19 protein-coding genes, 1 other RNA gene and 1 pseudogene are annotated in these 20,181 nt (G+C 38.4%); 6 read left to right on the top strand and 15 right to left on the bottom strand.

Going from position 1 to position 20,181, the window contains the following annotated elements; translation table 11 throughout:
- Positions 1-6: 6 nt before the first annotated feature.
- The 12 genes and pseudogenes from CE557_RS04835 to CE557_RS04780 all read right to left on the bottom strand — a co-directional run bounded on the left by CE557_RS04835 (position 7) and on the right by CE557_RS04780 (position 10,343).
- Complete coding sequence (locus CE557_RS04835) at positions 7-921, bottom strand: hypothetical protein (RefSeq protein WP_114910432.1); 915 nt, start codon at positions 919-921, stop codon at positions 7-9.
- On the bottom strand, positions 918-1,793 hold the full coding sequence (gene traM / locus CE557_RS04830) for a conjugative transposon protein TraM (RefSeq protein WP_114910431.1): 876 nt from the start codon (positions 1,791-1,793) through the stop codon (positions 918-920). Before traM ends, CE557_RS04835 begins: the two co-directional genes overlap by 4 nt.
- Before the next feature lie 5 nt (positions 1,794-1,798).
- Entirely contained in the window at positions 1,799-2,599 is an 801-nt protein-coding gene (locus CE557_RS04825) for a hypothetical protein (RefSeq protein ID WP_114910430.1), read from the bottom strand.
- Positions 2,586-3,248, bottom strand: coding sequence for a hypothetical protein (locus CE557_RS04820; protein ID WP_191239811.1), 663 nt, complete (start codon positions 3,246-3,248; stop codon positions 2,586-2,588). Before CE557_RS04820 ends, CE557_RS04825 begins: the two co-directional genes overlap by 14 nt.
- An 83-nt stretch (positions 3,249-3,331) precedes the next feature.
- Positions 3,332-4,177, bottom strand: coding sequence for a hypothetical protein (locus CE557_RS04815; protein WP_223245898.1), 846 nt, complete (start codon positions 4,175-4,177; stop codon positions 3,332-3,334).
- Positions 4,128-6,581, bottom strand: coding sequence for a VirB4 family type IV secretion system protein (locus CE557_RS04810; protein ID WP_114910428.1), 2,454 nt, complete (start codon positions 6,579-6,581; stop codon positions 4,128-4,130). The genes CE557_RS04815 and CE557_RS04810 overlap by 50 nt, the downstream gene beginning before the upstream one ends.
- Entirely contained in the window at positions 6,559-6,882 is a 324-nt protein-coding gene (locus CE557_RS04805) for a hypothetical protein (protein WP_114910427.1), read from the bottom strand. The genes CE557_RS04810 and CE557_RS04805 overlap by 23 nt, the downstream gene beginning before the upstream one ends.
- A 23-nt stretch (positions 6,883-6,905) precedes the next feature.
- A complete protein-coding gene (locus CE557_RS04800) occupies positions 6,906-7,145 on the bottom strand; it encodes a DUF4134 domain-containing protein (RefSeq protein WP_114910426.1) in 240 nt (79 codons plus the stop codon).
- A 197-nt stretch (positions 7,146-7,342) separates the two neighbouring features.
- Positions 7,343-8,568, bottom strand: a pseudogene (locus tag CE557_RS04795) (IS256 family transposase).
- A 208-nt stretch (positions 8,569-8,776) separates the two neighbouring features.
- Entirely contained in the window at positions 8,777-9,325 is a 549-nt protein-coding gene (locus CE557_RS04790) for a PD-(D/E)XK nuclease domain-containing protein (RefSeq protein WP_114910425.1), read from the bottom strand.
- Between the two features lie 187 nt (positions 9,326-9,512).
- Positions 9,513-9,770 carry a hypothetical protein gene (locus CE557_RS04785; RefSeq protein WP_114910424.1) on the bottom strand — a complete coding sequence of 86 codons (258 nt, stop codon included), beginning with the start codon at positions 9,768-9,770 and terminating at the stop codon, positions 9,513-9,515.
- 231 nt (positions 9,771-10,001) lie between these two features.
- Positions 10,002-10,343: a hypothetical protein gene (locus CE557_RS04780; protein WP_162790022.1), complete on the bottom strand. Its 342-nt coding sequence runs from the start codon at positions 10,341-10,343 to the stop codon at positions 10,002-10,004.
- Between the two features lie 368 nt (positions 10,344-10,711).
- On the opposite strand from CE557_RS04780, the gene CE557_RS04775 reads away from it, so the two are divergent.
- Positions 10,712-11,014 carry an iron-sulfur cluster assembly protein gene (locus tag CE557_RS04775; protein ID WP_114910422.1) on the top strand — a complete coding sequence of 101 codons (303 nt, stop codon included), beginning with the start codon at positions 10,712-10,714 and terminating at the stop codon, positions 11,012-11,014.
- Positions 11,015-11,071: 57 nt separating this feature from the next.
- Positions 11,072-13,474 (top strand): FtsK/SpoIIIE family DNA translocase, encoded by a 2,403-nt coding sequence (locus tag CE557_RS04770; protein ID WP_114910421.1) that lies wholly within the window; start codon positions 11,072-11,074, stop codon positions 13,472-13,474.
- 114 nt (positions 13,475-13,588) lie between these two features.
- Here the strand turns inward: CE557_RS04770 and tsaD are convergent, their stop codons facing one another.
- The 3 genes from tsaD to CE557_RS04755 form a co-directional block, all read right to left on the bottom strand.
- Complete coding sequence (gene tsaD, locus CE557_RS04765; RefSeq protein WP_223245897.1) at positions 13,589-14,632, bottom strand: tRNA (adenosine(37)-N6)-threonylcarbamoyltransferase complex transferase subunit TsaD; 1,044 nt, start codon at positions 14,630-14,632, stop codon at positions 13,589-13,591.
- A 167-nt stretch (positions 14,633-14,799) separates the two neighbouring features.
- Positions 14,800-14,994 (bottom strand): C2H2-type zinc finger protein, encoded by a 195-nt coding sequence (locus tag CE557_RS05300; protein WP_420888370.1) that lies wholly within the window; start codon positions 14,992-14,994, stop codon positions 14,800-14,802.
- A gap of 122 nt (positions 14,995-15,116) precedes the next feature.
- On the bottom strand, positions 15,117-15,497 hold the full coding sequence (locus tag CE557_RS04755; protein WP_162790021.1) for a hypothetical protein: 381 nt from the start codon (positions 15,495-15,497) through the stop codon (positions 15,117-15,119).
- A gap of 241 nt (positions 15,498-15,738) precedes the next feature.
- Between CE557_RS04755 and lepB the strand changes: the two genes are divergently transcribed.
- The 4 genes from lepB to CE557_RS04735 all read left to right on the top strand — a co-directional run bounded on the left by lepB (position 15,739) and on the right by CE557_RS04735 (position 19,971).
- A complete protein-coding gene (gene lepB / locus CE557_RS04750; protein WP_114910419.1) occupies positions 15,739-16,842 on the top strand; it encodes a signal peptidase I in 1,104 nt (367 codons plus the stop codon).
- A gap of 8 nt (positions 16,843-16,850) precedes the next feature.
- Positions 16,851-17,242, top strand: an RNA gene (gene rnpB, locus CE557_RS04745) — RNase P RNA component class A.
- Positions 17,243-17,266: 24 nt separating this feature from the next.
- Positions 17,267-18,739 (top strand): proline--tRNA ligase, encoded by a 1,473-nt coding sequence (gene proS / locus CE557_RS04740; protein WP_114910418.1) that lies wholly within the window; start codon positions 17,267-17,269, stop codon positions 18,737-18,739.
- Positions 18,739-19,971, top strand: a complete 1,233-nt coding sequence (locus CE557_RS04735) for an ABC transporter permease (RefSeq protein ID WP_114910417.1) — start codon at positions 18,739-18,741, stop codon at positions 19,969-19,971. Before proS ends, CE557_RS04735 begins: the two co-directional genes overlap by 1 nt.
- Positions 19,972-20,181: the final 210 nt, after the last annotated feature.

Here is a 20,181-nt window from a genome sequence, read left to right as displayed (position 1 = left end):
CTTCATTTAAAAATTACTATTTCTTTTTATTTTACTTTTGACGATATGCTGTATTAGATCATTGTTTAACTTTGCACTATATAACTCTGCAATAGCTTCTTTATCTTTTTTAGAAACCTCTTCCGATGCCACTTGAAGTCTATTGATCCGCTCTACCAGTTCTCCCATATCTAAGATATTTTTGTTTTTAATGCTTTCTAGTTGAAAGTATTTTACTGGATCATTTTTATAAAAATTAGGGTTGGATAGAGTTTTATCTATCTTTTTATTTTGAATCTCTAGATTTTTGATCTGTTCTTTATAGACTGGAATCAGTCTGTTATTGGCCTCTTTAGCAGCTATTTTAATTTGATCTGATAGACGCAATTCCATTTGAATATCTGAGCAAAGCCTGTTTAAACTTTTTGGAGGTTTGGTACCCATGAAATTACTACTTCTACTGGTAAAAGCATCTACTCTACCTAATAGCGCTTTTTCTCTATAGTACGAAAAAGAACAATTTCTTTTAAGATCTTTAGTACAATCTAAACTAGGAATATAATCACTAGGATTTAAACTAATACCACTGATTTTCTCAGATATACCTAGCGCTACTTTACCATATTTAGCTTCAGCGAGATCTTTAAATAATGATTTACTTTGATTTTTAATAGAATTAGCTTGTTCTACACGCTCTTTTAGTTTTCTCATACTATCAGCCGCATCTTTCATTTGTGCTAGAACGTTATTAGAAGTACCTACTTGTTCTTCCATTAACTGAGCTGTTTTTTCTTCTGGAGATAGACCAGGTATCCACTTTTTTAATCCATTAGGTAGGATTTTGTTTAATCCTGATTTGATAGAAGATCCTATACTTGCTGAAGAGGTAATAGGAATGAACAGGCATAAAGAGACCAGACCATATTTTTTACACTTATTCATTTTTCTATTGGTTTAAGGAATACCTTTCTTCTATTTTCTATTGTGATTTTTTGCTCATTTTTAGCAGATTTTATACCATCTACTACCACCCCGCTGATCTCCCTGATCCAAGAATTATTGCCACTACTAGCTGCTCTACTGAGCAATTTGTTTTGCGCCTGATCAATAAAAGGATGCAAATTCTCTACCAATAATCCAATCATATAGTCTGAGTCATACAAACCAATAGCCACTGAAATCACATTTTTACCAAATTCAGCTGTTTCTAATTTAGCTAGAATTCTTTCCTTTCCAAAAGCAACAATTCCATATAAAAATGCGCCTTTTGGTATTTCTTGACCTTTGTAAGCAAAAGCTTCTTTGACACGTATTTTAATACTTCTGCCATGTTTGAGCTCCTGTGTGCCGTAGACATAGCCTGCAGCAAAGCTGTTTTTTACCTTAATATTCCTTTTTCTCCCTTTTCTTTCAAAGGCTACTGGAAAGTAGTTTTTTTCCTGTTTTGGAGAAGAAACTATCTTTTGAACTTTTTGAATTACCTTTTTAGGTTTAATGGTAACTGGTTCGGCTTCTTTAACCGATTTTGATGCAGCAGACTCTGGTTCAACTGTTGATACATCTTTACTGATATTTTTAGCCATATCTTCAAACAAAGAACAGCGTACCTGCTCTGATTGAAAGCGATTCTTCATTCTTTGATTGGTTTCTTTCGTAATCGACAAGGGTTCTGCTTTTTCGAGTAGCTTACAAGGTTTAGGTGGAGGGGCCACAAAAAAATTATACCAACTTTTTGTTTTGCGAACATCTCTGAGCACCACCCAAGCAATAACCAACAATCCAGCGAATCCAAAACCTAATTGCTTCTTGTCCATAGGAACTACACTTCTTTAGATTCTTTAACCAAACATGGTATACTCAGTAACAATCTATTAGGTAAGGTCAAACTTAAATCTCTACGTCCTTTTTTCTCTTCAAAACGAACGACGATACCTGATTTTTCTACCTTATGTTTAATAACGAAAGTCATCGGTACGATCTCTCCTGGGACTACTACCATACGCTTAGGTTTGAGTTTAATAGGAATAGCAGTTTTGTCTTTGTTATTACCTAAAAAGTATACGCTTCCTACTTTATAGTTGTAGGGAGAGCTATTTTTTAATACAAATTTTAAAACAATCTCTTCTCCTGTGCTAATGGCATTGCTCAAAAAACAACTCACTTTTTGTTTGGTTTGATGAAAACGTTTGATATTTGGTTGATCCTGGGATACGTATTCTATAGCTTCTATTAAGGATTCAGTTAATGGTTCATCGGTATCCCACTTTTCTAGTTCTTCTATTTGTTTCACTTTATGATGGGTAAGATCATACATTGGTTGTATCCCAGCATCATAACTAACGGTTCCATAGAAGACATCTATCTTTTCATTCTTTTTCCCTTCATTGACTAGATAAAAAACAGTAACGGTAGTCTTACTGGTCCCAGGACGCTTGGCTTTTACTTCTAAGAACCTACCTTCTTCTTTGGAGACATATTCTTGGTCTCCATTACCAAAAGAAATCTTCTCAATGGTACCACTAAATTCGAGTAAAGTGGGATATTGGTCAGATACTTTAATATTCAATGCAAAAACAGGAAAATAAAAGATCAAAAATAGTAACAGGCTACTGTGCTTCATGATTTAAAAAGGTTAGATCGGTGATCATTAAGCCATAGGGATTTTTACTACATCTAGACGTTGGTTGCATTTCTAATGCAATCCCTTGATGGTAGCTATGGGTTTTTACTTTTCCTTGGCCCGTTAAAAACTTTAAATCTGTTTGAAAGTAGACTTCTGCCTTGTATGGATAAGATGCTGTATCAGTAACTATGCGTTTAACAGTAACTGTTGTTACGCCATTAGACTCCTTGTATACTTGAAACAAACTATCATCAGAAAAGAGTTTTTTTAAGGTAACTCTAGAAGCATTATTCATGACGGTCAAGGCTCTTTCAATATTTTCCTGATAATTGTTTTCGCTATGGGCAAAACCATCTTGTATAAAACGCATGGAAAAATTTTCTACTTCAAACGATTCTCTGCTGTTATTAGTTGGATTCTCTTTTCTTATACCCACATGGGTCCCTTCAAGGGTAGCAAAATAGACCAAATCACTTCTGTTCTGTTTAAATACCAAATAGCCTAAAAAAGCAGATAAACCACCTAAGGATACCAAAAGAAAAACAACTAAAAATCGTAGTAGGTTAATGATATTCCCGTAATGATAGCTGTTTAGCTTATGAATCGATTGAACAGTTGATGACTGATAATCTTTATTATCTAACATATTGTATTGTGTTTATAGTATTCTTTCCCATTAGCTTGCCCACACAGACCTTACGAAGTAAGGATTAATGTATTGTCTAGTCACTATTCATTTTGTTTTCTCAACTTTTGTAAACTACTAACTCCATAAGTCATAAACTGACTCGTCCTTGCTTCTCCTATTGCAAAAAGGCTGTTCCCTATCGTATTGCCTATATATAAGGAGGTAAGCGGACCTACCATAGCATACATCAAGCAAGTAGCTATGGCAGCACCTATCCCATCTACATTATTAAACTCTAAAGAAATCAGTGAATAGTCTAGCAAATCAATGGTTACCCCCCACATTAAAAAGGAAATCAGCATATTGAGCCAATAAATAATTATTCCGCTAAAATTGCCTGGTAAGAGGCTAGCGGAAATGGCCAAAGGACCGACCTGTAAAGTAAATAGGATCGCTTGATGACGGAATATAGTAGTGGTTAAACCTATGATGCCAGCTATGGATTTTAACACCTTAGTAGTTACATTCGAAAAGCAATTTTTAATCAACTCCCATATACCTATCTCAGGATATTCTTTTAAACTATCAGGTTTAATTAAATCATGCCAATCAAACCCCTTCATAATTAAAGCAGTTAACTTGTCTAGTATATGAAAAATATCCAAGTAGAATTGAAGAAGTATAAAGGTAACAGTCAGTGTTAACAGACTGGTATAACATGATTTTAATAACTCAGCACTACTTAAATGATACTGAAAATAGTAGACGATTAAACGGATCAATAAGAAAGGCAATAGTAACAACTTAGCTACTCCAATCATCTTGGTAATGGTAACATCCACCATTAGGTTTTGTGCAGCTAGATTAGCTGATGAGGATAGAATACCTTGAAAATGACTAGACATAATATTTTTGTTTCGTATGGTATACCCATTCTGCAATGCCATCTTCTATATTTCCATGTTTTTTAGTAAATGAAGCGATTTGGTTTCTTTCTGATGGATGAGAAGTAAACATGGCATGTTCCCAAAGAGAGGGTTCTAATAGCCACACGTGACTCTGGCTCATCTCTTTAATAAAGATTTCCCTAAAACCACCTGGACCGTTTTTACGACGCAGACTGGCATACTTTTGCATGTCTAACGCATTCATACCTAAGAAAGTACCTATTTCTTCTCTGCTGGAGGATTTTTCATTGTATAACAGGATAAAGGTAGCTGCATTGTTTTTAATGGCACTAGCGATCTTAGATGATTTGATTTCCCCGATGTCTTGGGTGATGATTCGAATAGAGGTTTTGGTTTTTCTGCCTTTTCGGTAAAAAGCTTCTATATGCTCTCTAGAGGCATCATCTAAGGTGGTCCAACCTTCTTCTATATCTATAAACTTGATGGCATCTGGATGTTTAGATACCATCTCAAAAGCAAATTCAAATAGAATTTGTACTACCAATGGATAAAGTTTGCTATTCTGTTTAATGGCTTCTAACTCAAAACAGACCAACCTATGGTCTAATAGATAGTCTTGCTCTAAAGCATTAAAATGATTTTTGTAGATACCATTCGCAAATGGCTTTAACACAATAAAAAATTCTTGAAAAGGGAACAACTGTTCCTTTTTAAGATCAAGAATAGCTTGTCCATTAGCTGCTACCAATGTTTGTAAATAGTCATAAAAGCCCGTTAAAGTAGGGATGACCGCTTTTGGTAAATCTCTATAATAATCACTAATCCACTGAGAGAGTAAAGATTTTTCTACTTCACTCATGGGATTTTCATTCAAATCTCCCTTCCACATTTTGCCAATCAGTTGAACTAGAAATATAATTTTACTACTATCTGGCAGGTATCTGCCTGATTCATCAGCTGGGAATAAAAAAGGATTTAAGCCTAAAGATTTTTCTGAACTGAGTTCAATATATTTGCCTCCTAGCGCACTGAACAAATGGCGATAGGTGCCACCACTGTCAATGACAATCACTATATGGCCTGCTTGAAATCGATCTTTAATCATTTTGCCATTAAAGAAGGATTTACCAGATCCAGAAGGGCCGAAAATAAAGGCATTTTGGTTGTCTAAATCGGTATTAAATGGGTTCAAATAGATCGGTTCTCTATATCTATTCGCTAGAAACACACCTTCTTGATAACCTGTGAAGGGAGTGGTACTATTCATATGGGCCACCGCTGTTAGTAGGGGAATCGGTAGACGCCTATATACCTGATTGCCATTGCCTGGTAAAGCGGCAAAAAATAGATTAGCCGTATCAATGGTTTCTAAGTAACCCCTCATGCCTATCCCAGAAAAAGCAGCTAGTACCTGAGAACTGTATTCATTTAGGGTTGATAAATCAGTCATACCAAATGGTATCACTAAAAAAGATAAATAAACAATTGGTTCGTTTCTCTCGCGAAGTGTTTGTTCGAAATCAGCCATTTCACTGCGTATATGTCTGATGTTTTGTAGCTTACGTTCATCGAGTTTAGTGGCTTCACTCCAAGCAAATGCGTTGAAATGGTTTTTTAAGAAAGATTCAGAGTCGATCATGCGAATGACTCTAGAAATAACATGCGGAAAATTTATGCTTCGTCCAAGGCCTTCTGTTAAAGGAGCGCACACTCCTCCATTGTGGCCAAATCTATCCAGAACGGTATAACTAGGCTCAGCAGCACTTTCCATTAAAGAAATTACTTGCGCTTTTCTACCAGCCAACTGTAGATATGCTTTGTCTTTTAATAAACCACCATATAAGGTACCTTCAGGATCTTTAAAGTTTAAGGATAAACATCTATGTACCAAACGGGAAAATTCACCAGACGTAAGAGTGTTTAAGGGAAGATGGGTAGATACACTTTGACGAAATTGGGCTGCATCTTTCTTGGCTATTATTAATCGCTTTTCTAAATTAATAAATGGGTTTTTGATAAAACTTTTTGTCTCATCTCTAGAATAAAAAGTAGATATTGGTGTATATTCCTTATACAATCCAGGAAAGGAAAGTATGATATAGGATTCATGGCAGAGTATAGGGCAACCTTCTGTATGACTGAATTGTTTTTGTTTAAAAAAATCAAGCTCGTTACTATCTACAGATGGATTATGCCATTGATCTGGGTAGTATATATCTACTTGTTGCACAAGGCTGTTACAGGGCAATTCTTTCATGCTATTAGATAGCATATGCGTCCAATCTATATACTGTTGCTCGGTATACTGTTCCTGAAAGGCTAAAGTAGCTTTAAAGGGTACAGAAATAGTCCCATCTGCAGATATGGCCATATCATTGTGAAAATCTACAAAAGGTAAGACTCTATGTAGGTCTTCTTTCTTATCTTTTTTTGAGAAAAGCATTGATCTTAAATTTTATCCTAAAAATATCTATCGGTACATGCAAAAAATGATAAGCGAAAAGACTTGATAGCCAGGTAGGATTACTATGTTTTAGAAATATTTTTATCAAAAAAGAGATAATAATCATTAGGCTTGTTAAAGAGATGGTCCACATACGATTGTAGTGCAAAAAGTCTTCACAGTAACAAGAGACCATATAGGTCAGGCAACAAATGCCTAGCGCCACTAAGGCTTCTGGTAAAGAAAACGGACCTAAAACGCCTTTCTCTTTTAAATAGGGGCTATTGACTAATTTTTGCATGGAAGATTATGTTTTTATCTGATTTAGAGTTTAAAAAAATTGGCAATCATATCATACAAAGGACCAACTGATGAAAAGAAGACAATGGCACCTATCCAGTGTAACAATTCATGAAAGATCATACCTCTGTCTCTACCCACATTGTATAGATAGGCTAGTCTAAACGCGCCTACTACGCCTAGTAATTTGGCTACCAAAGTTAACAACTGGTAACCGCTTGTGATCCAACCTTCAAGGGCGCCCGTGATGTCCAGTAATATCATTTTAATGGTATTTTAATGGTATACCCTTACTTCTTAAGGTTTTTTTAACTGAAAAACAAGCCAATGGGAAAGAAAATATTTTATCTATTTTTATAAACTTATAGTGAGATATTTATGGTAAAAAGGATAAAATTAATCTATAAAACCATTGTCTCTAAGGTTAGGAAGTGTTCAATTAACTGTGTCAGTTTCGGGCTTCACGTCAACTCAGATTTGACTCTTCCAGGAAAAAAGATGTCTATCTGAGATATGGTCAGTGCCCAGTTTCTGAGCGGCATAGTCCATTTATCCTCCATCTTCTTGATAGCGCAATATACTGATTTATACAAAGCATTGACACTGGTAAATGCCCCTTTTGTTTTGGTAAACTGTCTAATTTGTCTATGGAGGCTTTCTATTGGATTGGTCGTATAAATTAGCCTTCTGACAGGATCTGAATATTTAAAGTAACCAGACAAATGCTCCCAGTTGTTTTGCCAAGATTTGATAACCATTGGATACTTTTCTCCCCATTTTTCTTCTAATTCCAATAGATAATGTTCTGCAACTTCCTTATTTGAAGCTTGATATACTTGCTTTAAATCAGTTAAAAAACGTTTTACATCTTTGCTAGCTACATACTTGATGGAATTGCGTATCTGGTGTACTACACAGACCTGCACCTGTGCATTGGGAAAAGCGTTATTAATGGCTGCAGGGAAGCTTTTTAGTCCATCAACACAGGCAATAAGGATATCTTCTACACCCCTTGCCTTAAGCTCGTTGAGTACACCTAACCAGAAATTAGCTCCCTCACTTTCAGATAAATAGAAGCCTAACACTTCTTTTTTACCCTCTTGATCTATGCCTAATAAGGTATACAGACATTTACTTACACATTTCCCATCTTCTTTAACCTTAAAAAACATACCATCCATAAAAACTATGGGGTAGACCGATTGAAGAGGACGGTTACGCCATTCATTTATTACTGGCAATAAGCTATCTGTAATAGCCGATATTTCAGCAGCTGATACTTTATGATCATAGATTTCTTCAATATGAGCGGCTATAGACTTATAGCTCATACCACTAGAAAACATGCTTAAAATCTTGGTTTCCAGTTCAGGATGAAGATTTGTTTGACGCTTTTTAACTATTTGTGGATCGAAACTACCTGTTCTATCTCTAGGGGTTACCAAGTCAAAGGAACCAGAGCTTGTACGAAAAGTTTTACAACTTTTACCATTCCTTCGATTATTTACTATCCTCTCACTAGACAAATGATGGGCCATCTCACCTTCTAGACTCGCCTCTAGAAGCTTTTTATCAGAGGGGTTAATGCCCCACCTTTGCCTGTCAATGGCTTACCTAAACGGATAGAGGACAAAATATTTGCCTCCAGAAATTTGTAATCTACTAAACCAACGTAGTCATTCTGCATATGTTCTTCCATGTCTAAAACCTTAAATGTTTAATTATTTAAATTATAACTTTTTGCAGACTTGACACAGTTAATCGAACACTTCCCCAAATTACTTCCTAGATATTTTCTATTCATATTTACTCGTTAATCCATTAAATTATTTTAATGCTGATTAGCATATTAAAAATATGATCTAATCCCGAATTGACGTTCTTAATATGATTGGCTATTGGTTTATTACCTCTTTAAAATAACCAGACTGGTCAACTGTAAAGTGTGTATAAACAACTTCTCTAAAATTATCTTGCTCATCTTTTTGATGTACTTGAACAATTGCCTCTGTTATATTAAGTTTTGCAGCATCACAGGTTATCCCTATCAGGATTTTTTCACTACATGAACCATATTTAATACTGTAATCTTTACTGTGTATTTGTGTTAAAGCCTCCAGCGCTGGTCTATCTATTTTTAACTCAAAGATATAGACAGCTCTTTGGTCGTTTCTATGGTCCTCCATAACGATATCTGTGCGGCCTATGCCACTGTCGGATTCAGCACTAGTCTGCATATCATGCGTTGCATGAAAAACACCATTTAGAAATAAATATAAAGCCCTTTGAAAACTCCTCTCTGTTTTATCTAGAAAACGATAGCCTGCTTTAGCTAAGCAATCACTTCGAATATAGTTAAGAAAGACAGACCACTTTTTATTTCTTAAAGTATTAAGAATCGAAGTGCTATATTGTTTACCTGTTTCCTCCTGGACTTCGTCCATAATCTTAATTAAGGTTGACTTTAAAGCAGATCTTACCTCTTCATTGGGAAACTTTAAATAGTAGTCCGTTGCGTTTTTATCTTCTCGTATGTCCTCTTTAAATCCATTAGGATCTAGGGTAAGATAACAAGATAATAGCTTTTTTCATCCTTGAGCGTAGAACCTGCACCATAGCATTAAAGGAATGCTATTTAACTGTATTCATTAGTGATTTCTTAATTTCTCCAGACTGTAACTTAGCATTTGCACCATAGTGTACAAGCAAGAAAAAAGCATCTAGACAGCAATCAGCTCCATTTAAAAAGTAGTCATTACTATAATTGCCCTGCATAGCGTAGAAGAACGCATTAGAGATTAATTTTGCAAGTGGTAGCTCCCCATTCTTATCATGGCGGTCCGGATCTACTAAGTTATTTTTTAATAAATAGTCTAGTATATGAAGCATATCAGTACTACTATAGCACCGAGCCTTTTTATTTTTACACTCGCTCCACTTAGGCTTAAAGTCATAACCTTTAGGACCATATCCAGAAGCTATCTTATCTATTACCTCGTAAAATAAGTCATTACTGTTTGCACCATTCTTGAGTAATCGTTTTCCTATCTTGCTATGACAATTTTTTAACGTTATACCATATCTATTGCTCCTAGAAAAAGGGAATATCTGTTTGATTTTTTATTTGAGCTTTTGTTTGATGTTTTGTTCGATTTCTAGTTTGATTCTTCGTTTGATCATTCGTTTGATTGCTTGTTCTTGTTTTTGTTTGAATATCCGTTCTAAGGTAACAACCGATAGCTGTAGTATAGGGTTGAACATCTTCTTTCTTACAGATATATAATTTAATATATCTCTGGATCCGAATACAAAACATGTGCCAGCGCCATATCCCTTGTTGAGGCTATGACAACCTATTGTTATCAATAGTATAAGACTACCACACAACATGGTGATTATCTGTTTAATAGGGCATTTTCTCTTGCCTTGCTGCGCTGTTATTGTATAATTGAATTTTACCATAATCGTAATCATTATTAAGTTATAATGGCTGCGCTCTATTGCTATTATGCTAATAAGTATAGAGCATAGAAACTAAAATCTGTTCCCATTTAACAGAAACTTAAACCATAATTTTAAAATATTATCAATTTTATATATTAGCTTATTGTTTATAAAAAAGCAATAGCTAATGATTGCTATAAGCCGTTTAGATTAAAGAATGTTTTAGTTAAAGCAACTTATCTGTTCAGACGATAACTTAATGGGAGCAAGCAAACCCATTTAAAACTCGCATAGGCCATTTTTTTGTTCCTTATTGCAATGACCTTAAGTTGATAGGTTTATTTTTGGTTATATTGCAACCAATTCACCACTCAAAGCAACCAACTATGATTCAAAAAGAACAGGTCATAGAAGCCATTAAGCAAGTTTATGACCCAGAAATACCGGTAGATATCTATGAACTAGGGCTTATCTATGACATTACCATTTTACCACTCAATAATATTGAAATCTTAATGACGCTTACTTCCCCTAATTGCCCAGCAGCAGACGTTATACCTAGCCAAGTAGAAGAAAAAGTGAAAGCTATAGAAGAGGTGAATGAAGTAAACGTGCATATTACCTTTGAACCACCTTATACGATAGACCGAATGTCTCAAGCAGCTAAATTAGAATTGGGATTTGCTTAAATTTAGCTTGCTTAACCGCATCTACTTGACATTCTTTATCTTTTTTATATTGATGCAATGGCCCCAAATAATTATAAAGCTCAGCCAGATACGCCTAAAAAAACAGTGGCACCTAACCCATTGATATTGGATCAACGTACCAAAATAACCATTGGATTTTTGCTACAGGGGATCAGTATTTTTCTAGCATGTGCCTTCTGCTCCCATCTTATGCATAGCCATAAAGATCAGGCCATTATTGAAGCTGCACGCACATTAGGGATCAAAGCATCTGGTATGGCCATCTGCAACTGGTTGGGTTTTACAGGCGCTTTTGTAAGCTATTATTGTGTACATATGTGGTGGGGCATTACTGCTTTTATCTTTTTACCTGGCCTATTTTTAATCGGTCTCAAAATGGTTACACAAAAAATTTGGCCGAACCTTTCCCTATTAAAAGTGATGATGGCCTCCATTTTTCTTGTATTATGGTCTAATGTTTTACTGGGCTATCTAGCCACCCTCTACCCGACCGCTACGCTGCTGACCAACCAGCTGGGAGGCGTTGGCTATGCGCTTGGTACCTTGTTTAAAGCATTATTGGGTTATGGTACATTTATCTTGCTTTGTACTACTTTGATCATCTTTGCAGTCGTATGTTTTAATATTACCTCTTTACCGACCATACGCCTATTTGCAGGCAAACAGGTAAAAAAAGATGCGGCATGCTGGGTTGATCAGGAAATGGCTAGGGAACCATTGGACGCAGAAAGTGGGGAAGTGTCTAGTAAAAAAAAAACGAATCATAACGCAACCACCACAGATGTCCATCATACCCACACACCACCTGCTATAGCAGCTACAAACAATGTAGACTTTGAAGTAGTGGCTCCCCAGGTCCAAAATTTGCCCCCAGCAGCCCCCCCTGCACCTCCCAAGCCCATGCCTTTACATCCTATTCGAAGCGAAAACTACGACCCAACTTTAGACCTATCTACCTACAAATATCCCGCTTTAGACCTATTGGAACGGTATGATCAAGCACAGCTATCAGTCACACAGGAGGAATTGGCAATCAATAAAAACAATATTGTACAAACCTTACAAAACTTTAAAATCAATATAGCCAAGATCAAAGCTACAATTGGCCCTACGGTTACCCTCTATGAAATCGTACCCGAAGCAGGCGTAAAAATTTCTAAGATCAAAAACCTAGAAGATGACATTGCCCTAAACCTGGCAGCACTAGGCATCCGCATCATTGCGCCCATACCAGGCAAAGGGACGATTGGCATTGAAGTACCCAATAAAAATAGAGAGGTCGTACCGCTTCAGGAGGTACTCGCCTCTGAAAAGTTTTTAAAAGGAAAGATGGATTTACCTATTGTATTGGGTAAAAGCATCTCAAACGAGTTGTTTATCGCAGATCTAGGCCGCATGCCGCATCTACTCATTGCAGGTGCTACCGGGCAAGGCAAATCGGTAGGGCTCAATGTGCTTCTGACCTCTTTGATTTATAAAAAGCATCCTTCCCAATTAAAACTGGTATTGGTAGATCCTAAAAAGGTAGAACTTTCATTATACAATAGATTAGAACGTCACTTTCTAGCGAAGCTACCCATCAGCGAAGAACCCATTATTACAGAAACCAAAAAAGTCATCCATACCCTGAACTCCCTATGCATTGAAATGGACCACCGCTACGAATTATTAAAGGAAGCCGGTACGCGAAATATTAAAGAATACAATGAGAAGTTTATAAAAAGAATATTGAATCCTCAAGAAGGTCATCGGTTTTTACCCTATATTGTATTGGTGATAGATGAATTTGCCGATATGATGATGACAGCAGGCAAGGAAATAGAAGTACCCATTGCACGACTGGCCCAATTGGCACGTGCCATTGGCATCCATCTCGTATTGGCTACACAGCGGCCTTCTGTAAATGTGATTACAGGGATTATCAAGGCCAACTTTCCGGTTAGAATCTCCTACAAAGTAAGTTCACGCATTGATTCTAGAACAATTTTAGATGCCAGTGGTGCGGAGCAATTGGTCGGTAATGGGGATATGTTGCTCTCTATGAACTCTGATATCATTCGGTTACAAACGCCCTTTTTAGATACTGCAGAAGTGGAACGGGTCTGTAGCTATATTGGGGCACAACAAGGCTACCCATCTGCCTACCTATTACCTACTTATGATGAGGAAGACAAAGAGGAGAGCACAACAGTAGATCTGCAATCAACCGATCCCTTATTTGAAGAAGCAGCAAGACTGATTGTATTGCATCAACAAGGCAGTACTTCCCTGATTCAACGCAAACTGAAGCTGGGCTATAACCGTTCTGGTAGGCTTATAGATCAATTGGAAGCAGCAGGCATTGTAGGGCCCTTTGAAGGAAGTAAAGCAAGAGATGTATTGGTGTCAGATGAAGCTGGTTTAAATGAAATCTTAGAGAGATTGCAGCAAAAAGGCTAAAACCACAGACCAACCAAGAAGATGATGTAAAATGCCACTTTCTACACCGCGACTTTTTACAGGGGCGTTTTTTTTGACGCAAAAAAACCACTGCACTGAACACATACAAACGCCTTACCCAATTGGATACCTAGGCAACGACTTAACAGTCAAATCAGTAAATTCATTCAACTGATATTTATAATAAGCCGTCATAGCTACCATAGCAGCATTATCTGTACAGTAGGGCATAGCGGGTATAAAAACATGCCAGTGGTGTTGCTCTGCCAACGCCTTGAGTTGCTGTCGCAAATAGCTATTGGCAGCTACCCCTCCAGCTAATGCAACGGTGGTAATACCACTCTTTTGAGCCGCCTTGGTGAATTTATCCAATAACATACGCACCAGAACAGCTTGAATGCTGGCACAGATATCGGCCCGATGGGCCAACAGAAATTCAGGTGTCTGCTTGCGAATAAACAGCGCAAAAGCGGTTTTGATCCCGCTAAATGAAAAATCAAACCCGGGTATATGGGTAGCTGGAAAAGCAAACGCTTGGGAATTACCTCCTTGGGCATAGTGATCTATTAAAGGGCCACCTGGATAGCCTAGCCCCATTAAACTGGCTATCTTATCAAAGGCCTCTCCTACAGCATCATCTTGGGTCTCGCCTAAAACCTCCATAGAGCAATAATCTTGCACTAAGATAATTTGTGTATGCCCCCCACTAACGGTCAAACAGAGAAAAGGGAACGTGGGTTTAGGATCATCAATAAAATTAGCCCATACATGTGCTTGAATATGATGGACAGCTATAAGCGGTATACCCAGCGAAAAAGCGAATGATTTGGCAAAACAGCTGCCTACTAAAAGTGGACCCAATAACCCTGGACCTTGTGTAAACCCAACGGCATCTAATGCACACTTTTGTATGGCGGCCGCTTCAAGGGCAGCGGTTACCACAGGAATCATATTGGTTTCATGTGCCCTTGCTGCGAGTTCTGGAACCACACCACCATATTTTTGATGCATCAACTGACTCATGACTACATTGCTAACTATCTTGCCACCACGGATTACAGCAGCAGCAGTTTCGTCGCAAGAGGATTCAATACCTAAAATGATTAATGGATGGTTCATTTGAACAGATATGGCCTGGTTTTTTTGTATACGATGCATGCAATACAACCTGAATGTAGCACCCATGCAATTTAGGGATTTCGCATACTTCACACAATATTTAGACACAGCTGAGGAAAGACAGATTTTCCCATTTTGCTTCTGCCATTTTGATAAGCACTCAACTCGAATTGCGTAACAAAATATTTACTACAGGTAGCACATTCCTACGATTTTTCTCCTGTGTGGTTTCTCTTTTTATGTCTTTTTAAACCAGATTGATTCTTTAATGTTTTACCACATATATCACATTTGTACTGTATTAATCTTGTATGTTTGTTATGGTGTGCATCTAAAGAAGTTTTATAGCCAAAACCTTTACCACATATATCACATTTGTAAGGGTTTTTTTCTTTTTTTATACCTTGATGCCTTATTGAAACAATACCTAAAGCGTTGGGTTGGCTTGCAACATCAAACTCAAGCAGTCCACCTTGATCTGTTATGGCTCCACCGCTCGTTGCATCATTAATAGGGTTATCTATTAATCATATTGCTGATGATGTGAATAGGACATGCCTAATTCGGCCACTCCCTCTTGAGTCGATTGAGCTGGATCAGGTAGCGCCGTATCGCCAACTATATATTCTAAACATCCAACCAGATATTGACCAGATGAATCAATGGTAACTTCGTAAACGATTGAGGACAGGTCTACCGCTGCCAAGTCTGGTGGACACCCTATTGGATCTTCAAGCATAGAACCAGAGCCCCCCGGATCGCCTATATGCGATATAGTTGCCTCACGCATTGCACTAGCACCACAACCTACCTCCACCGACATAGTATCGTTGTTGTTCAACCTAACCATAGTACTACAGCCGTATATACAACGTACCAAAAACAGATAGAAAAAAAAGAACATAAAACCTATTGCTTAAAATTTATATTTAAGTATTATACAATAAATTTTTGATTCAAACAACCTATTGGTATAACACACAACCAGTATAGCTATTCCAAGTCATCATCAAACAATAGACATCAACTACCTTTTGTATAGATTGATGTTGGGTTTAAGTAGCTTTTTTTGGCAAAATTCCCAATAGTGTATTATATTGCATCCTAACCAACTATAGAAGCTATTATTATAACGAAGCGTACGAATGAAGACTTCTTTTTCAGCTAAAAAACAGGATGGAATGGGTTCAGCTATAGGTGCCATTCGGGATTGGGTAGGTTCTGTTTTTTTTGCCGCTATGGCAGCTGCCTTAATTCGTTGGATGGTGATTGGGCTATACGTGATCCCTTCTGGCTCTATGGAGCCTACACTTTTAACTGGAGATTTTGTATTGGTCAGTAAGATCCACTATGGTGCCCGGACACCCGCTACGCCATTGCAACTTCCAATTACCCATCAAACCATTCCAGGTACAAAGATTCCTTCTTACCTTGACTGGATTCAATTGCCTACTTATCGTTTGCCTGGATTGAGTAAGGTAAAGCGCAATGATATTATTGTTTTTAATACCCCGGTAGGTCATGAGCCTCCTGACTTACGCGCGTATTGGATCAAACGTTGCATCGCACTGCCTGGTGACTTAGTGCATATAAGACATAAACAACTTTATGTTAACGAGGAACCAGCAGATTCAGCGGATAGAACGCAATATTGCTATTTTATGAAAACCAAGCGGATTTTAACCGCTGCTTTTTTTGAAAAAAATGACATTAAAAATCCTATACGCACTACAATTCCGGGACGTGAAGGCTATACGATATATACTACACCAGAAAAAGTGAAACAACTTACTACAATCTTGCCTACTTGTATTCAATCCGTAAACCCAGTAGAAGAGGAAGGGGACCTACGGTCCAGTGTCTATCCCTTTAGCCCTACTTTAGGGTGGACCAAGGATAATTTTGGTCCCCTTCGGGTGCCAAATAAAGGCATGGTGCTGCAAATGGATGCACAAAATATTCTATTGTATGGTCCTACCATACAAAGATTTGAAGGGAAAAAAAATATTCGGTTTACGAAAACTGCATGTTGGATAGATGGTCAGGAGGTAGCGCACTATACGTTTTGTAAGAATTATTATTTTGCAATGGGAGACAATCGAGACCAATCTGGTGACTCTAGATTCATTGGGTTTATTCCAGAAGATCATATCGTGGGTAAGGCGGTGATGGTATTGTTGTCTTCAGATAGGAATCAATCGTTTTTTAGCGGTATCCGTTGGAATAGGTTACTCCACACCGTAAATTAGAGACTAGAAAAACAAGCTGGCTTGTCGCTTTGGCCATTAAAGGTTAAAGAGGAAAGTCCGGGCAATGCAGAGCACCCTACTTCCTAACAGGAAGGCATATCTTCCATATGACAGCAAGTGCCACAGAAAACAGACCGCTCTCTTCAATTCAATAAAGAGGGTAAGGGTGAAAAGGTGAGGTAAGAGCTCACCGCTCTATGGGTGACCATAGGGGCAGGGTAAACCTTAGGGATTGCAAGGCCAAATAGGCATGTCTACGCAATAGCGTAATGGGCTGCTCGTTCGTTTTTAAGACATGTGGGTGGGCCGCTAGAAGTTATAAGTGATTATAACTCCAGATAAATGGCAAGCAGTGCGCGGTAGCGCACTACAGAACCCGGCTTATAGGCTTGTTTTTCTTTATTGATCCATATATTTTTTAAATATGACCTCTGTACCTACAAGAGCATCTGATTTTTCCGCTTGGTATAATGCATTAGTCGTCCGTGCAGGTCTGGCAGAAAATGCTTCTGTACGGGGTTGTATGGTTATTAAGCCTTATGGTTATGCCATTTGGGAAAGGTTACAAACGATTTTTGATAGGGCTTTTAAGGAGACAGGCCATGTAAATGGTTATTTCCCTCTATTGATTCCAAAATCTTACCTGAGCAAGGAGGCGAGCCATGTAGCAGGCTTTGCCAAAGAATGTGCGGTTGTAACCCATTATCGTTTAAAGATGGCCGAAGATGGCCAAGGTGTGGTGGTCGACCCTGCGGCTAAGTTAGAGGAGGAACTTATTGTACGTCCTACTTCAGAGGCGGTTATATGGAGCACCTACAAAAACTGGATTCAATCCTATAGGGATCTTCCCATATTACTGAATCAGTGGTGCAATGTAGTACGCTGGGAGATGCGTACAAGGCTCTTTCTACGTACCACAGAGTTTTTATGGCAAGAGGGCCACACAGCCCATGCTACGCAGGAAGAGGCTGAAAAAGAGGCTTTACAAATGTTGCATTTGTATGAATGCATCATTAGAGACTATATGGCAATCCCTTTGATAAAAGGGATTAAAACAGAAAACGAGCGCTTTGCTGGCGCGGAAACAACCTATACCATTGAAGCGCTGATGCAGGATGGGAAAGCACTACAAGCTGGTACCGCGCATTACCTAGGGCAACGGTTTGCCAAAGCCTTTGAGGTAACTTTTACCAATCAGGCGGGTATACGTGACTATGTATGGGGTACTTCCTGGGGCATTACTACACGGTTAATGGGCGCATTGATTATGATCCATTCGGATGACAATGGCTTGGTATTACCGCCTAAAATTGCCCCTATACAGGTAGTCATGGTGCCGATTTATAAAACAGAGCATGAACGTGCGGCAGTAGTAGCCCAATTAGCTGCTTTGCAAAAACAATTAAATAGTCAAGGGGTGCGCGTCAAGCTAGACGAGAGAGATACCCGTAAGCCAGGGTATAAGTTTGCGGAATATGAAGAAAAGGGGGTGCCGATTCGTGTAGCCTTAGGACCTAATGATTTACAAAACCATACAGTAGAATTGGCACGTAGGGATACCAAAGAGAAATGCACCATTCCTATAGGCAATTTGACCCAACAAGTTACAGATTGGTTGGAAATGATTCAGAGGCATATCTACGAACGGGCGCTTTCCTTACAGCAAAAACGCACCCTGCTGGTGGATGATTATACTACCTTTAAAAAGCTGATGGCTACGCAAGGGGGCTTTTTACTGGCCCATTGGGATGGGACTACCGAAACAGAAGCAAAAATTAAAGCAGAAACCAAGGCGACGATCCGTTGCATCCCATTAGATGAAGATACAACAGCTGGCTATTGTATCTATTCAGGCAAACCCTCCCAAAGACGTGTTGTTTTTGCGCAGGCCTATTGATGATGTGCTCTTTTCAGACCATTTCTTGGATTGCCTTTATGGCCAACCGAGTACGGAAACGAAATAGGGGGGCTTTTTCTGCTTCCATAGATACCATTGTAACGTTAAGCATTACGATAGGCACCGCTACTATATTGATTGCCGCAATGGTGATGTTGGGCTTTCAAAAAGCAATTAAAAAAAAACTAACTGCTTTTACTGGAGACTTTGAAATTACCAAATATAGTGGTGTCCAGCACCCCCATGCACCTACATCTGTAGATGCTGCACAAGTGTGTCGTTTAATGGCTGATTTACCTGATGCCATTGAAAGCGTCATCCCATTTATCCAAAAGCCTATGCTGATCCATACAAGGGCAGGTGTAACGGGCGTCTTATGCAAGGGTATCGATCCTACAACATTGGCAGACTATCTCATCGCAGGTAGATTACCTGATCTCACCCAAAGTAAGCATCAAAATGAATGGTGTATTAGCCATCATCTGGCCCAAAAGCATGCGCTTAAGCTAGGCGATAGCGTAGTGGTCCATACGGTAGATCCCAACGCACGCTACCGGAAGTTAAAAGTGGTGGGCCTCTATCGCACCTATTTAAGTGCAATAGATGAGCATTTGGCTTTTTGTGATAGGCGTCTGATGCAGCGGTTAAACAATTGGGCTTCAGAAACCGTCAATGGCTATGCCATCTTTTTAAAGGACCATGTGTCCCCTACAAAAGCATTGCGAACGGCTATTTTAGGCCGTATAGATGACGACTTGCGCCTGATAAGCACCCAACAGAAGTATAGTAGTTTGTATGATTGGCTAGCTATTATTCAAAAGAATACAACTATTTTTATTGTTTTTATACTATTGGTAGCAGGATGCACGATGGTAGCTACCGTTATGATCCAACTTATGGAGCGTAGTTATATGGTGGGGGTGTTGAAAGTCTTGGGCGCCTATGATGGGCAGGTAGATGCGATTTTGCTCTATAATAGTTTACGGACCCTCTGTTTGGGTATGATATATGGCAACATCATAGGTATAGGATCTGGTTTTTTACAAGCGCACTATAAATATGTTACACTTGAACCAGCACTCTATTACATGCGTTATGTGCCTGTTTATATCCATTGGACGGTTCTTGTAATCCCGAACCTACTGATACTCGGTAGCCTCTCTGCTGCGTTATACCTTGCGATACAGCTGTTGAGGCAGAAAAAGCTTATAGAGGCGTTACAGGAGGGGTAAGTTCTCTAGCATCCCGAATCAAAGCCATCCTAAATGCTTATAAAAAAAAGGGGGGGGTATCTGTTCATGTTACTGGTTCATAATGAATTTTATTCCACTTATATCTTGATTAAAAAGTGTACAAAAATCAAGCCCTCGGTAAAAAGTCGCTGAAAGTGACATTTACAGATGGAAAAACAGAAACCGCCCCCTGTGGGGGCTTGAAAGGAA

The sequence above is a fragment of the Cardinium endosymbiont of Sogatella furcifera genome (assembly GCF_003351905.1).
Lineage (GTDB): Bacteria > Bacteroidota > Bacteroidia > Cytophagales > Amoebophilaceae > Cardinium.
The sequence above is the reverse complement of the archived record's forward strand: the minus strand, read 5'-3'. Positions and strand labels throughout refer to the sequence as shown.